This window comes from Flavobacterium sp. (assembly GCF_035456085.1).
Classification (GTDB): domain Bacteria; phylum Bacteroidota; class Bacteroidia; order Flavobacteriales; family Flavobacteriaceae; genus Flavobacterium.
Map to the genome: position 1 here is coordinate 1 of NZ_DATIDY010000040.1, position 15,909 is coordinate 15,909.

At 30.0% G+C, this 15,909-nt stretch carries 14 protein-coding genes; 9 read left to right on the forward strand and 5 right to left on the reverse strand.

Annotation, left to right across the window (positions count from 1 at the left end; all coding sequences use genetic code 11):
- Positions 1-29: 29 nt before the first annotated feature.
- On the forward strand, positions 30-1,817 hold the full coding sequence (locus VLC96_RS02940; RefSeq protein ID WP_325260636.1) for an ABC transporter ATP-binding protein: 1,788 nt from the start codon (positions 30-32) through the stop codon (positions 1,815-1,817).
- Positions 1,818-1,930: 113 nt separating this feature from the next.
- Here the strand turns inward: VLC96_RS02940 and VLC96_RS02945 are convergent, their stop codons facing one another.
- Complete coding sequence (locus tag VLC96_RS02945) at positions 1,931-3,100, reverse strand: proline dehydrogenase family protein (protein WP_325260560.1); 1,170 nt, start codon at positions 3,098-3,100, stop codon at positions 1,931-1,933.
- 92 nt (positions 3,101-3,192) lie between these two features.
- Between VLC96_RS02945 and aroB the strand changes: the two genes are divergently transcribed.
- From aroB to VLC96_RS02980, 7 genes are all read left to right on the forward strand, one after another.
- Positions 3,193-4,260, forward strand: a complete 1,068-nt coding sequence (gene aroB / locus VLC96_RS02950) for a 3-dehydroquinate synthase (protein WP_325260637.1) — start codon at positions 3,193-3,195, stop codon at positions 4,258-4,260.
- A gap of 57 nt (positions 4,261-4,317) precedes the next feature.
- Entirely contained in the window at positions 4,318-4,494 is a 177-nt protein-coding gene (locus tag VLC96_RS02955) for a hypothetical protein (RefSeq protein WP_325260561.1), read from the forward strand.
- 55 nt (positions 4,495-4,549) lie between these two features.
- Positions 4,550-5,947, forward strand: coding sequence for a type III PLP-dependent enzyme domain-containing protein (locus tag VLC96_RS02960; protein WP_325260562.1), 1,398 nt, complete (start codon positions 4,550-4,552; stop codon positions 5,945-5,947).
- Between the two features lie 136 nt (positions 5,948-6,083).
- Positions 6,084-7,055 carry a deoxyhypusine synthase family protein gene (locus VLC96_RS02965; RefSeq protein WP_325260563.1) on the forward strand — a complete coding sequence of 324 codons (972 nt, stop codon included), beginning with the start codon at positions 6,084-6,086 and terminating at the stop codon, positions 7,053-7,055.
- A 9-nt stretch (positions 7,056-7,064) separates the two neighbouring features.
- Positions 7,065-7,463 carry a DNA primase gene (locus VLC96_RS02970; RefSeq protein WP_325260564.1) on the forward strand — a complete coding sequence of 133 codons (399 nt, stop codon included), beginning with the start codon at positions 7,065-7,067 and terminating at the stop codon, positions 7,461-7,463.
- A gap of 88 nt (positions 7,464-7,551) precedes the next feature.
- A complete protein-coding gene (gene recQ, locus VLC96_RS02975) occupies positions 7,552-9,663 on the forward strand; it encodes a DNA helicase RecQ (RefSeq protein WP_325260565.1) in 2,112 nt (703 codons plus the stop codon).
- A 4-nt stretch (positions 9,664-9,667) separates the two neighbouring features.
- The gene (locus VLC96_RS02980; RefSeq protein ID WP_325260566.1) at positions 9,668-10,147 is read left to right on the forward strand and encodes a DNA-deoxyinosine glycosylase; all 480 of its coding nucleotides are present in this window, start codon (positions 9,668-9,670) and stop codon (positions 10,145-10,147) included.
- 15 nt (positions 10,148-10,162) lie between these two features.
- Here the strand turns inward: VLC96_RS02980 and VLC96_RS02985 are convergent, their stop codons facing one another.
- The 4 genes from VLC96_RS02985 to VLC96_RS03000 form a co-directional block, all read right to left on the reverse strand.
- Positions 10,163-10,678: a DinB family protein gene (locus VLC96_RS02985; RefSeq protein WP_325260567.1), complete on the reverse strand. Its 516-nt coding sequence runs from the start codon at positions 10,676-10,678 to the stop codon at positions 10,163-10,165.
- A 36-nt stretch (positions 10,679-10,714) separates the two neighbouring features.
- Positions 10,715-13,300 (reverse strand): phosphoenolpyruvate carboxylase, encoded by a 2,586-nt coding sequence (locus VLC96_RS02990; RefSeq protein ID WP_325260568.1) that lies wholly within the window; start codon positions 13,298-13,300, stop codon positions 10,715-10,717.
- A 92-nt stretch (positions 13,301-13,392) separates the two neighbouring features.
- A complete protein-coding gene (locus VLC96_RS02995) occupies positions 13,393-13,872 on the reverse strand; it encodes an Lrp/AsnC family transcriptional regulator (protein WP_159685266.1) in 480 nt (159 codons plus the stop codon).
- A 76-nt stretch (positions 13,873-13,948) separates the two neighbouring features.
- On the reverse strand, positions 13,949-15,103 hold the full coding sequence (locus VLC96_RS03000) for a M14 family metallopeptidase (protein WP_325260569.1): 1,155 nt from the start codon (positions 15,101-15,103) through the stop codon (positions 13,949-13,951).
- A 311-nt stretch (positions 15,104-15,414) separates the two neighbouring features.
- Here VLC96_RS03000 and VLC96_RS03005 point away from each other — a divergent pair, with 311 nt between their 5' ends.
- On the forward strand, positions 15,415-15,864 hold the full coding sequence (locus VLC96_RS03005) for a helix-turn-helix domain-containing protein (RefSeq protein ID WP_325260570.1): 450 nt from the start codon (positions 15,415-15,417) through the stop codon (positions 15,862-15,864).
- Positions 15,865-15,909 lie beyond the last annotated feature (45 nt).

Consider the following 15,909-nt stretch of genomic DNA (forward strand, 5'->3'; position numbering starts at 1 on the left):
CCTTACATTTGTATCATAAAACTTTTATAATGGCAAGATTCCAAGAAAATGATTTACCAAAATCAAAAATCACAGCAAATTCACTACAGAAAGCAGTTCTTATTTTCAAATACGCCAATAATCACAAATGGAAATTCTATCTGGGATTAGTTTTTTTGCTTCTTACTAGTGTCACTGCCCTAGCCTTTCCAAAATTTATGGGGATGCTTGTAGATTGTGTTAATAAAAAAGATGCTCATTTAGCTAATCAAATTGCTTTGGGTCTAGGAGGTGTTTTATTATTACAATCATTATTTTCATTCTTCAGACTTTCATTATTTGTCAATTTTACAGAAAACACCTTAGCCAATGTCCGATTAGCATTATATACCAATTTGGTTAAATTACCCATGTCTTTCTTTTCGCAAAAGCGAGTTGGAGAATTAAATAGCCGAATTAGTAATGATATTACACAAATTCAAGATACACTAACTTCAACAATAGCTGAATTTCTAAGACAGTTTATATTAATCATTGGAAGCTTTGCGATGTTAGCAAGCATCAATATCAAACTAACTATAATGATGGTTTCAGTCGTGCCTTTGGTTGGAGTTATTGCTGTTGTTTTTGGACGCTTCATTCGAAAATATTCTAAAAAAGTACAAGACCAGGTTGCCGAAAGTCAAGTTGTGGTTGAAGAAACTATGCAGGGAATTAGTATTGTTAAGGCTTTTGCAAATGAGTGGTACGAAATAGCACGTTATAAAGAGCGAATTAGAGAAGTTGTTAAAATCGGAATCAAGGGTGGGCAATTCAGAGGGTATTTTGCTTCTTTTATTATTATTTGTTTATTTGGAACAATTGTAGGTGTCGTTTGGTATGGCGTTCAATTGAGTATTGCTGGTGAAATTACCGTTGGACAATTATTTACTTTTATATTGTATTCAAGTTATGTAGGCGCTTCTTCAGGTGGTATTGCCGAATTATATGCACAGATGCAAAAAGCAATCGGTGCCACCGAAAGAGTCTTTGAATTATTAGAGGAAGAACCCGAAAAAATCAATGCAGATATGCATATCCCCTCTATCAATAAAATTAAAGGAGAAGTTACTTTCAATCATGTTGCATTTAGCTATCCTTCCAGAAAAGAAGTTCAGGTTTTGAAAGACATTAACTTCACCGCAAATTTTGGTCAAAAAATAGCACTTGTAGGACCAAGCGGAATGGGGAAATCTACAATTGCATCTTTATTATTAAGATTTTATGATATTGAAAGCGGTGAAATCTTAATTGATGGAAAAAGCATCTACGACTATGATTTAGAAAATCTTCGTGGCAATATGAGTATTGTTCCGCAAGATGTAATTCTTTTTGGAGGAACTATAAGAGAAAATATTGCTTATGGAAAACCAAATGCTACGGATGAAGAAATTATTAAGGCTGCTCAACAAGCCAATGCCTACACATTCATCGAAGGTTTCCCTGAGAAATTCGAAACGGTTGTTGGTGAACGTGGGGTTAAACTTTCAGGAGGACAAAGACAACGTATTGCGATTGCTCGCGCTTTATTGAAAAATCCTTCTATATTAATTTTAGATGAAGCTACTTCTTCGTTAGATAGTGAAAGCGAAAAATTAGTTCAAGAAGCTTTAGAGATTCTAATGGAAGGGAGAACTAGTATTATTATTGCTCACCGTCTTTCTACGATTCGTAGTGCTGACCAAATTTTAGTTTTGGATAGTGGAAGGATTAGTGAAAAGGGAACTCATCAAGAATTAATCAATTTAGAGAATGGCTTATATAAAAATTTAAGTAATTTACAATTTAGTAATTCATAAATAATTAAAATCAACAAAAAATCCATTTGATTGTAAACATTACATTCAAATGGATTTATTATTTTAATTCACAGATAATTAATACATTAACACTTAATTCTGCTGATTAAATACTATTTTTCCTTTCTTCTATTTCGCTCTGCTTTAATCATAGCCAATTCACGACTTGTTTGCCCAGCTACAGAAGTGTTTTCTTCAGCACGACGAATCAAATATGGCATAACATCTTTTACTGGACCAAAAGGTAAATATTTTGCAACATTATAACCTGCTGCAGCTAAGTTATAACTAATATTATCACTCATTCCATACAGTTGGCCAAACCAAATTCTATTGTCATTTGATGAAATTCCTTTAGATTTCATCAATTCCATCAATTTATAAGTGCTTAATTCGTTATGAGTTCCTGCAAAAATAGCCATCGTATCCAAGTGTTCAACCATATACTCAACAGCAGCGTCATAATTATCATCTGAAGCTTCTTTGGAAGCGCATATTGGTGTTGGATATCCTCTTTCTATCGCACGTTGATTTTCGTTTTCCATATACGCTCCTCGAACTAATTTCATTCCAATAAAAAAACCTTCATTTTTGGCTTTTTCATGTAATTTTTTCAAATAATCTAAACGATCCCAACGGTACATTTGAAGCGTGTTAAATACAATAACTTTTTCCTTATTGTATTTACGCATCATTTCGGTTACCAAATCATCAGCAGCATCTTGCATCCAGCTATCTTCAGCATCAATTAATAAAGCAACATCTTTTTTGTGTGCTTCACTACAAACTTCTTCAAAACGAGCCACTACTTTATTCCACTCCGTTTGTTCTTCTGGCGTTAACGATGCTTTTGTTCCTACTTTTTCATATAAATCTATACGTCCAAAACCTGTTGGTTTGAATACTGCAAAAGGAATTGCTTTTCTTTCTTTAGCAAATTCAATGGTTTTTAAAGTCATTTTCAATGCTGCATCAAATTGGTCCTCTTCTTCTTTGCCTTCAACTGAATAATCTAATACTGATGAAACGCCTTTAGTGTACATTTTATCAACTACAGTTAAACAATCGGTTTCATTTACTCCACCACAAAAATGATCAAAAACTGTGGCACGTATCAAACTTTCAACAGGAAGATTTGCTTTTATCGCAAAATTTGTAACGGCTGTTCCGATACGAACTAAAGGTTGACTGTTAATTAATTTGAAAAGAAAATAAGCCCTGTCGAGTTCAGTATCACTCTTCAAAGCAAATGCAATTTGTGTGTTATTGAAAATATTATTCATTTTTTGTTATATTTTTTTGCAAATATAAAGAGTGTGAATCATTATAATACGCAAAATTTCCCTTATTTTGCGCTTTCAATAAAAATAAAATGATGCAATCTATTCAAGCAAATAATTATCCTGTACATTTTAATGAAACTGGATATGAGAAACTAAACCAACATTTAAAAGAGAATAAATATTCCAATCTTTTCATCATTGCTGACACTAATACTAATGAATTTTGTTTGCCAAAATTTCTTCCATTATTAGAGACCGATTTAAAGATAGAAATAATTGAATTTGAAGCAGGAGAAATCAATAAAAACATAGAAACTTGCATTGAAATTTGGAATGTTCTAACTGAACTCGGTGCTGATAGAAAAACTTTAGTTATTAATATTGGTGGTGGTGTTGTAACAGATTTGGGAGGTTTTGTTGCTTCAACTTTCAAAAGAGGAGTTGATTTTATTCATATTCCAACAACTTTGCTATCAATGGTGGATGCTTCTGTTGGTGGAAAAAACGGAGTTGATTTAGGAAATTTAAAAAATCAAATTGGTGTAATTAATACCCCTAAAATGGTTTTGGTTGATACGAATTATTTAGAAACAGTTCCTCAAAACGAAATGCGATCTGGTCTTGCAGAAATGTTAAAACACGGATTAATTTTTGACAAAGCTTATTGGGAATCTTTTTTAGACATAAAAGCAATTGATTTTGATCAACTAGATTCTTTGATTCATCGTTCAGTTGAAATCAAAAATATCATTGTAATGCAGGATCCAACTGAAAAAAACATTAGAAAATCACTAAACTTTGGCCATACGTTAGGTCATGCAATAGAAGGTTATTTCTTAGAAAGCACAGAAAAAACTACATTATTACATGGCGAAGCAATTGCTGTTGGAATGATTTTAGAAAGTTACATTTCATGGAAGAAAGAATTGATTTCTGAAGATGAATATTATCAAATAAAAACGACACTTAAATCAATATATAATGATGTAGTTTTTGAAGAAAATGATATTGATCCAATTCTCCAATTACTGATTCACGATAAGAAAAATGAATATGGAACTATACAATTTGCTTTAATCGAAGGTATCGGCAAAATAAAAATCAATCAATCTGTTGAAAATGAATTAATTCTAAACGCATTCGAAGATTATAAATTGTAGTTTTTTTTTAATAAAAACCATTGCTTTACGTTTATTTTATTTTTTACATTTGCGCCAATGAATAAAAGTAAAAATACCAAAATATTTTCCGCTAGAAGGAACAGAAGCAATAGATCATTTTTGAGTTTATTGAAGCGTTTTGGTATAAAAGGGAATTTTAGTTTTGATGTATTTCAATATTTTAAGGCAGATTACGAAGAACTTCAAATTATCTATGCCAATATTAGAGTTTGAATTTAAAATTAATTCTATTTTTTAATGCAATTAATTCATAAAACTCTGAAAACAAATGAATACAAAATATTCTGATCTTATAAATCAAACGTATTACTTTCCACAAGAAGAATTCAAATTAAACAAAGATAATCTTCAGTTTCATAACATTGATTTAATGAAATTGGTGGAAACTTATGGCACTCCTTTAAAGTTTACTTATTTGCCGCAAATTTCCAACAACATTAGCAAAGCCAAAAGCTGGTTTCGTAAATCGATGGAAAAGAACAAATACGAAGCAAAATATTTCTATTGCTATTGTACAAAGAGCTCTCATTTTGAATACATTATGAATGAAGCTTTCAAGAATAATATTCACATAGAAACATCATCTGCTTTTGATATTAATATTGTTGAAAATTTATTAGAAAAAGGGCAAATTAATAAAAGTACTTACATTATTTGTAATGGTTTCAAAAGAGATCAATACATTGAAAACATTGCCAGATTAGTCAATAATGGGCACAAAAACACGATTCCGATTATTGATAATTATGAAGAATTGGATTTACTCCAAGAACAAATTAATGGGAAATTTAAAATTGGCATTAGAATTGCTGCAGAAGAGGAACCTAAATTTGAATTTTATACTTCAAGATTAGGAATTGGATACAAAAACATTGTTCCATTTTACAAAAAAGAGGTAAAAGAGAATAAAAATTTGGAACTTAAAATGTTGCACTTTTTTATCAATACAGGAATCAATGATAATGCTTATTACTGGAATGAGCTTGTAAAATGTATCAAAGTTTATGTATCATTAAAAAAAGAATGCCCTACTCTTGATAGTTTAAATATTGGTGGTGGTTTCCCTATCAAAAATTCACTAGCTTTCGAGTATGATTACCAATATATGATTGATGAGATTATCAACCAAATTAAAATTGCTTGTGACGAAGCTGAAGTTGATGTACCTCATATTTTTACTGAGTTTGGTTCATTTACAGTTGGAGAAAGTGGTGGAGCAATCTATCAAGTGTTGTATCAAAAACAACAAAATGATAGAGAAAAATGGAACATGATTGACTCTTCTTTCATTACTACTTTACCAGATACTTGGGCTATTAATAAGCGTTTTATCATGCTTGCTGTTAATCGTTGGAATGATACATACGAAAGAGTTTTATTAGGCGGAATGACTTGTGATAGCGATGATTATTACAACTCTGAACAAAACATGAATGCCATATATTTGCCAAAATATAATAAAGAGAAACCTTTGTATATTGGTTTTTTCAATACAGGTGCATATCAGGAAACTATTGGCGGTTACGGAGGATTACATCACTGTTTAATTCCACAGCCAAAGCACATTCTGATTGATCGCGATGAAAATGGAATTCTTGCTACGGAAGTATTTTCGGAACAACAAACTGCCGAAGATGTTTTAAAAATATTAGGCTATAATAAATAATAAATTATTGGGTTATATTAAATAATTAAATAAAATTGAGATCTGGGAAATTAGATATTTATAAATTTCTTTTATTTGTAAAACCTAAATCTCAATTAAACCCTTTTTGAAAAATAAATAAAAAAGAAAAAAGAAAATGAGTAAAGGACCAATAAGTCAGTTTATTGAAAAGCATTACTTGCATTTCAATTCTGCATCCTTAGTTGACGCTGCAAAAGCTTATGAGCAGCAATTAGCCAATGGTGCAAAAATGATGGTAAGTATGGCAGGTGCAATGAGTACCGCTGAAATTGGAAAAATTTTTGCCGAAATAATTCGTCAGGATAAAGTTCAAATTATTTCCTGTACTGGAGCAAATCTTGAAGAAGATATAATGAATTTGGTAGCACATTCTCACTATGAGAGAGTTCCACACTACCGTGATTTGACACCACAAGACGAATGGGATTTATTGGAAAGAGGTCTAAACAGAGTTACAGACACTTGTATTCCTGAGCACGAAGCATTCCGTCGTCTTCAAAAACACATTTATAAAATTTGGAAAGATGCTGATGATAAAGGAGAAAGATATTTTCCACATGAGTTTATGTACAAAATGTTACTTTCTGGTGTCTTAGAAGAATATTATGAAATTGATTTAAAAGACAGTTGGATGTATGCTGCAGCTGAGAAAAACTTACCTATCATTGTTCCAGGTTGGGAAGATAGTACAATGGGAAATATCTTTGCATCGTACGTAATTAAGGGAGATTTGAAAGCTTCTACAATGAAATCTGGAATTGAGTATATGACTTATCTTGCAGATTGGTATCCAAAAAATAGTGCCAACGGAATTGGTTTCTTCCAGATCGGAGGAGGTATTGCTGGCGATTTTCCAATTTGTGTAGTTCCTATGTTGTATCAAGATATGGAAATGCATGACGTCCCATTTTGGAGTTATTTCTGTCAAATTTCTGATTCAACAACAAGTTATGGATCTTATTCTGGAGCAGTTCCTAATGAAAAGATCACTTGGGGGAAATTAGATATTTCTACTCCAAAATTCATTATCGAATCGGATGCTACAATCGTAGCTCCATTAATTTTTGCCTATTTGTTAGATTTATAAAAATTATTTATGAAAAGGATAATAGTTGATTACGCCAAATTGACCAACGAAATTTTGAACCTTTTGGTTGATAAATTTCCTGATGGTTATGATGATTCAGATATCATTAGATTTAGAAATGCAAAGAATGAATTAATTGAAGCTGTTGAAGTTAGGACAGAAGACACTATTTATTTAGTAAAAGTAAGTACTAAACTAGCTGACAGAATCGGTAATTTTGATGAAGATGATGAAATTGATGATGTGGTTGAACCAATTAGCGGTTTAGAATTGGATGTTGATGATGCTGACGATGATGATGAAGATGACAATATCGATAAACCGGACTTAGATGGTGAAGATGATGAGGATGATGATTCAAATGACAAAGATATCGTAGATGACGAAGATGATGAGGACGAAGATTAATTTTTAATTTTTTCTAAAATATAAAAAAGGAACTCTATTTCGAGTTCCTTTTTTTATTATATTTATTTTTATAAACTATACGCCAAAAATGACAACAACAATTTTACACGCCAAACTTAAAGAAAATTTTGGGTTTGAAAAATTTAGACCCAACCAAGAGGAGATAATCAACTGTATACTTTCTGGAAAAGATACTTTAGCAATTATGCCAACCGGAGGTGGTAAATCGATTTGTTTCCAACTACCTGCTTTGGTATTTTCTGGAATTACTATTGTTATTTCTCCACTTATTGCTTTGATGAAAGATCAGGTTGATAGCCTGAAAGCCAATGGTATAGCTGCTTGTTTTATTAATAGCAGCCAATCTAATGAAGAGCAAGAAATGCATATTCAAAACTTGAAAGACAATAAAGTCAAACTTGTGTATGTTGCTCCCGAAAGTTTATCGTTTTTGGAAAATGCTTTTAGCCAAATTACTGTAAACTTAATTGCCATTGATGAAGCTCATTGTATTTCTGCTTGGGGTCACGATTTCAGACCAGCTTACACCAATTTGGGATATTTGAAAAACCGCTTCCCTTCTACTCCAATTCTAGCATTAACAGCGACCGCTGATAAAGCTACACGTACAGATATTTGTGAACAGCTAAATTTAAACAGTCCCAAAATTTTTATATCTTCTTTTGATAGAAAAAATTTAAGTCTGGAAGTAAGACCAGCTTTGGATCGGGTAAAACAAATTATTGATTTTATAAAAAACAAACGGAATGAATCTGGCATCGTTTATTGTTTAAGCCGAAAGACCACTGAAGAACTTGCAGAAAAATTGCAAAAAATTGGAATTAGAGCCAAAGCATATCACGCCGGATTGGATAATAAAATTCGTTCCAAAACTCAGGATGAATTCATAAATGATGAGTGTCAGGTGGTTTGTGCAACAATTGCTTTTGGAATGGGAATTGACAAATCCAATGTTCGCTGGGTAATACATTATAACTTACCAAAAAATATCGAAGGTTATTATCAGGAAATTGGAAGAGCTGGTCGTGATGGATTACCTTCCGAAACAGTATTGTTCGAAAGTTATGGTGACGTAGTCCAATTACAAAAATTTGCTTCCCAAGGGTTGAATGCTGAAGTGCAGCTTGCAAAACTAGAGAGAATGAAACAATATGCTGATGCTTTGAGTTGTCGCAGGAAAATTTTACTTTCTTATTTTGGCGAACTAGTTCCAGATAATTGTGGCAATTGTGATATTTGTAACAATCCGCCTGCTTTTTTTGATGGAACAATAATTGCACAAAAAGCGTTTTCTGCTATTATTCGATTACAAGAATCAGAATCTTTACCGGTTATTGTTGATTTTTTAAGAGGTTCTAAAAATGCATCTATTTATGACAAACAATATCAAAATTTAAAAACATATGGAGTTGGTGCTGATATTTCCTGGTATGATTGGAATCATTATATTATTCAATTAATTAATTTAGGATTTTGTGAAATAGCTTTTCATGAAAAAAATAAAATCAAATTAACACCATTTGCTAAAAAAGTTTTATTTGAAGGTGAAAAAGTACAACTGACCAACGTTCAGAAAAAAATAAATCATTCTGAACAAAGCAAAGTTGAAAAAACTAAAACTACAACTAATTCTCTTTTTGAGTTTTTAAGAAAGCTTCGTGCAGAAATTGCAAAAGAAGAAGCTGTGCCTGCTTATGTAATTTTTAATGATGCCACTTTAAGACAATTAGAAATTGAAAGACCAATGAATGATGAAGAATTTCTAAGTATTGATGGTGTTGGAAAAGCAAAGCTAGAAAAATACGGCAATGTGTTTATGAAAGCAATAAGTGAATTTCAAAAAATAAAAAAAGAACGTTCCAAAAAAGAAAGTACTACTTATAAAGAAACTTTAGAATTATTCAAAAGTGGTTTGTCTGCTGAAGAAATTGCAACTAAAAGAAAATTAGGAGTTCCCACAATAATTTCACATCTAGCAAAATTATACACCGATGGGCATCCAATTGATTTAAGTAAATATATTAATAAAGATGAAATCTCTAGAATTGCTGAAGCTAAAATTAAACTTGAATCTCCATCAGCATTAAAACCGTATTTTGATTTTTTTGAAGAACAAATATCTTATGATAAAATAAGAATAGCTTTAACCGTCCTAGAAAAAGAAAATGTAAGTATATAATTTTATGAAAATAAATTCATTTCCATATTTTATTGATTCCGATACCGAAATTTTGATTTTAGGAACTATGCCTGGAGCAATGTCTCTGGAAAAGCAAGAATATTACGCTCATCCAAGAAATCATTTTTGGAGAATTCTATATACTATTTTTGATGCATTACCCATTGATGTTGATTTTGAAGATAAGAAAAAATTCTTGAAAGCTCACAAAATAGGACTTTGGGATGTATTAGAAAATTGCGAAAGAAAGGGAAGTCTGGATATTCATATCAAAAATCAAAAAGAAAATGATTTTGAAGTTTTGCTAAAAGAATTCCCAAGAATCACTAAAATTATTTTTAACGGAAAACAAAGTCATGCTTTCTTCTATAAAATATTTGGACAAATTAAAGGCATTACTTATTTTGTAATGCCTTCAACTAGTCCTGCAAATACTATGAGTTTTGAGAATAAACTAAAAATTTGGTCAAGTTGTTTTGAATAAATATTTGATTAAATTTTACAAATATCTTTCCGCAAAAACTTTTTGATGATGTTTTAGATGACCTAAAAGTAAAAAACCTATTGCTCTCACTGAAATCTCATGATTTGATGCAATTCCAATTCTTCTCAATTGCTCATCAGAAAAACTTTTGAACATTAACAAATTTGAATGTCTCACTGCTGAAAATTCAGTTAATAAATCCTGAATACTTCTTGATTTTGCATCTGTGTTTGCAACAAAATCATTTTCTTCAAATCCTGGCAAAGGAGTTTTATCATTTCTGGAAATCCTCAGTGCACGATAAGCAAAAATTCTTTCGGTATCGATTACGTGCTGAATTATTTCTTTTATAGTCCATTTTCCTTCAGCATAACTGTAATCAAATTTGTCCAAAGGAATATTTTGGACAAATTTGATAAATTCATGCAAACTAATTTCTAATTCTTCGAACAATTCAACATTTTCTAACGCTTGTATATAAGTCGCATTAAATTTTGAATATTCATCTACTGGCAACTGATTAGAATTCATATGTCAATTTTTTTAGAAATTTTATTTTTTAATATTTTAAGCAGAGTTTCTACTTGCGTTAGTATTTCCAAAAAGAGAACGAGTAACTATCTTTTCATAAACTTTTATTAAGTTTTGGTCTGGATTTTCATTCTTATTAAGTTCACTAATTTTTAATAAAGCATATTGTTGTATTGTCAACAGTGGCAATACTATACGTTCTCTCATTTCAATCGAAGCTATACCGTCTGGATAATTTTCCATCAGTTCTTTATGGCCAGCAATTTTTAATAACAACCTTTTTGTATCTAAAAATTCATCGTAAATAATTTGCCAGAATGCACCAAATTCAGGATCATTTTTCATGTATGCCGTTAAAGGGAAAAATGATTTTGCCAATGACATCATACTATTTTCAAGTAACGTTTTAAAGAATAATGAATTGTTGTATAAATTCTGAACTTTATCCCACTGACCATTATCTTCAAAATGTTTCAATGCTGTACCTACACCAAAAAATCCAGGAACGTTTTGCTTTAATTGGCTCCAAGAACCCACAAATGGAATTGCTCTTAAGTCAGCAAAATCAAGTTTTTCAGATTTGCTTCTTTTTGAAGGTCGGCTTCCAATATTGGTTTTGGCGTAATATTTTAAAGTACTCATTTGTTCCAAATACGGAATAAATTTAGGATGATTTTTAAAACTTAAATACTTATCATATCCTAATTCAGCCAATTTGTCCAAAATATTCTTTTCATCAGAACTTAGTTCATTTTGACCTTGATTAAATACTTGATTGGCAACACCAGCGCTCAAAAGATTTTCTAAATTGTAACGACAAGAATCTAAGGTTCCAAAATTAGAACTGATTGTTTGCCCCTGAATCGTTATCTGAATTTCGTTATTTTCAATATTTGGTCCTAGTGATGCATAAAATTTATGAGTTTTCCCACCACCACGTGCTGGAGGTCCTCCTCTACCATCAAAAAATATTGCATGAATGCCATACTTTCTGGAAATTGCTGTTAAAGCTTCTTTTGCTTTATAGATACTCCAATTTGCCATTAAGTATCCACCATCTTTTGTTCCATCAGAAAAACCAAGCATTATTGTTTGCTTATTATTTCTTTTTTCCAAATGCTTAAGATATTCAGGATTTGAGTATAATTTCTCCATTTCTAAATGTGCGTTCTGTAAATCGTCCACGGATTCAAAAAGAGGAATAATATCTACTGTTGCATTTTCCCAATTACATAATTTGAATAACGCATAAGTTTCCATAACATTCAATGCACTTTCGTTGTTACTTATAATGTAACGGTTTGAACCAAATTCACCATTTTTATCCTGAATAGTTTTAATGGCATAAATTGATTCAATTGTTGATCTTGTCATTTCGTTATCAAAATCAGTAGGATCTAAATTTCCTTTTAATTTTGACAAAACATTAATTTTTTCAGCTTCGGTCAAAGAAAAATAATTTTCAGGGAATACATTTTCTTTAGATTTTGAATAATAATTTACAATATCATAAAAGACACTTTGGTGAATTTTACTGTTTTGTCTAATATCTAAAGTAGCAAAATGGAAACCAAACAAATTCAATCTAATAAGTAAAGCATCTATTTGGTCAACGTATAATGATTGATGTTGTTCAATTATTATAGTTTTAATTTTAATAAGTTGAGATTTGAATTCTTCATGAGTAATAAATACTTCACCTTTAGAATAAAATACAGAACGATATAATTTTTGTTCCAATTCCATTACTAAAGAATCAACAACTGGGAAAGTAAGCTTTCTTTTTAAGTTTCTTATTTCAAAATAGTAGCATTTTAAAATCGAAGTTCTCAAGCGTTCAGCTACTTTAAGAGTAATTTCGGTAGTTACAAATGGATTTCCATCACGGTCACCCCCTGGCCAGAAACCAAGTTTGATTAATGGATTGTTTATTGATTCACCTTCGAAAACATTTTTTTGCAGATAATGAATCATCTCTCCAGAAGTATTGTAAAATACATTTTCTAAGTACCAAATTAAACTTACCGCTTCATCAAATGGATTTGGTTTTTCATTTTGGATAAAAGGAGTTTTACCTAATTGAGCCAATAATTGCTTGATTTCAAGCAAATTATTATTTCTAATTGCTTCTGTCAAATCATTAATGATTCCTAATACAGGTCCAGGATAAAATTGAGTCGGATGTGCAGTTAAAACAGTACGAACGTTGAAATTTTCTAAGAAATTAATTAACTCTTCCTTATTGTTTTTAACATCTGATTTTTCTTTGATGTCGCGAAGAGAGCCTCTTCCTTCCATATTATTGACTACTGGAAAAGCAGCATCTTCAATAGCATCAAACAAAACTATTTGACGTTCAATATATTGTATAAAATGAAACATCAAATTGATTTTGTCCTTTTCAGAATCACTATGCATATATTTATCCGAAAAGAAATCAAATATTTCTATTGGAGTTTTTTGTTTTTTGAAACCACTATCACATAGTTCTGCAAAAATTGGCAATAAAACACCTGTATTATCCACAGAATCAAATGGTAATGTTATAAATACACTATTGTAAATGTGGTATTTAGATAAAACATTTTGATTAAAACGTTCTATTTTAGGTAACGTGTACATAATTATACTGTTATTTGGTTATAGTTAATTTTACATAAAAAAACCTCAAGAGTACACTTGAGGTTATATTTACATATAAGCAATCAAGATTTTTACATTTCTTTGAAAATGGTATGCATCAAGCGCTTCTTATCATTGATACTTTCTTCAAGAGAAATCATAGTTTCAGTTCTATAAACGCCATCGATATCATCAATCATAAAGATAACATCTTTTGCATGCTTAGTATCCTTTGCTCTAATTTTACAGAAAATATTGAATTTACCAGTAGTAACAGATGCTACTGTTACAAATGGAATCTCATTAATACGCTCTAAAACAAATTTAGTTTGAGACGTATTGTTAAGAAAAACACCTACATAAGCAATAAATGAATATCCTAATTTATCATAATCAAGAACTAATGAAGATCCCATAATAATTCCAGCATCTTCCATTTTTTTAACTCTAACATGCACCGTTCCAGCTGAAATCAATAATTTTTTAGCAATGTCAGTAAACGGAACTCTTGTGTTGTCTATCAACATATCTAAAATCTGGTGATCTACTTCATCTAAACGAAACTTACTCATAATTCTTTTATTATATGGTTATTTTATACTTAAAAAGTTAAAATTATAAATTAAAATTAAATAATCTGCAAAAAAATCATTTTTTTATTTTTCCATTAACGAAAAACACTTTATGATCAAAATTAAAATTAGCCATTTGTCCAATTTTTGGAGAATTACCTAAATCATCGTGATATAAAGCTCCTTTTGCATCATATTCGAAATGACCGAATTTTTCTTTTAAATCACCAATTTCAACTATATAAGAATTAAAATTTAATTTATTATCAATTAACTCTTCTTTATACTGAGCGACAAAATTCGTAATTATTTCAATACCATCATAATTTATTTTGACATTTTTATACATAAAATCAAAAAATACAACATTATTCTGAGGAATGTTTAAATATTTATCATTTCTATTATGAACTATATCGTTTTCGTTAAGAATAATGAAACTTGAAACTAAAGACATAAATACGAATTTTCTTGTTTTTTCTCTTTCGTAATCATCTTGAAAATGACCAGCTTCAAATAAAATTGTAGGAGTTCCTAAATATTGAAAAGTATCTCCAATACAATTAATATTAAAAGAATCATCAAATCTTCCAATTTGTCCGGGAATATATTTTTGCAACACTTCATTTATGCCAGCTATCAAATTAATTGCTTTCAATCTTGATTCATTGACTTCCCTTTCTTCGTTATATGATGGAGCTAAAAAAGAAAGAGTAGCAGGTTTACCAGTATCCGCAACGCCGAAAATGGTACGCTGATCATGAAGATTGAAACAGAAATCTGGTTTAAATTCTTCATAAACCGCTCTCAGAACTTTACTTTCTGGTTGAGAAAGATCTTGTGAATCTCTGTTTAAATCAATATTGTTTGCATTGGCTCTGGTATATAACTCAGCACCATCGGGATTCAACATCGGAATGCAGTAAAATGTAAAAGTATCTAAAAGTTGATTAGCTAAGTCAGAACCATTATTTAGAAGATTAATAAAATCAAATAATGCTTTTGTAGTTGTACTTTCATTACCGTGCATTTGTGACCAAAGATAAATTTTTATCTTACCGTGTCCTTTTTGATAACTATAAATTGGTTTCCCTAAAATTGATTTTCCAATTATTTTTACATCCTTTTTAATGGAATCTTTATTTAATAATGGTTCAATTTCATTCAAAGTAATATAACGCCCTTGAATTGTATTTTCTTTATTCTGATTAAATAGTTGTTCTAAATCCATGTTATTATTATTTGGTTTACAAAAGTAAACATCTTTATTTTTACAATTGTAAACAAATGAAATTTATTAAAAATTAGAATTGTAAACACAATCCGTTTAACTTTATAAACAGCTATCCATTAAAAGATATAATTGGATCTTTAAATTAATATTTATATTATTATTTCCTAAATATCAACTAATTATATTGTTTATTTAAAATATTACTTTAATACTTTATAGAACAATAATTTGTTTTAACATTATAATTTAGCATAATTATTAGCTTTTATTTACTTTTGTAAATACATCAATTTTAAATAAAATTTACAATGGTAAACACAGATGATTTTATAAAAAGATTGGAGATTATACTCGATTATTATAATCTAACAGCTTCTTCATTTGCAGATAAAATTGGGGTTCAACGATCTAGTATGTCTCATTTATTATCTGGTAGAAATAAACCGAGCCTAGATTTTATTTTAAAAATTGTGGAGTTTTTTCAAGAAGTTGATTTGTATTGGTTGCTAAATGGAACAGGATCATTTCCTAAAAAAAATGAATCTATTGAAAATTCAAAGCCACCAATTCAAACTTTAAATTCCCCTACTCCAATTGATTTATTTTCTGAAATTCAAACTGTCACACAAAAAGAAAAAATTCAGGAAGAAGTAAAACCAAAATCTTTTTTTATTGAAAATGAAAATCCGAAAGAAATAGAAAAAATAGTTATTTTTTATAAAAACGGAACTTTTAAAGCGTACAATCCAAATTCATGAGAATTCAATATTTCGCACAAATGATCAGAAAAAATAAAATATGCG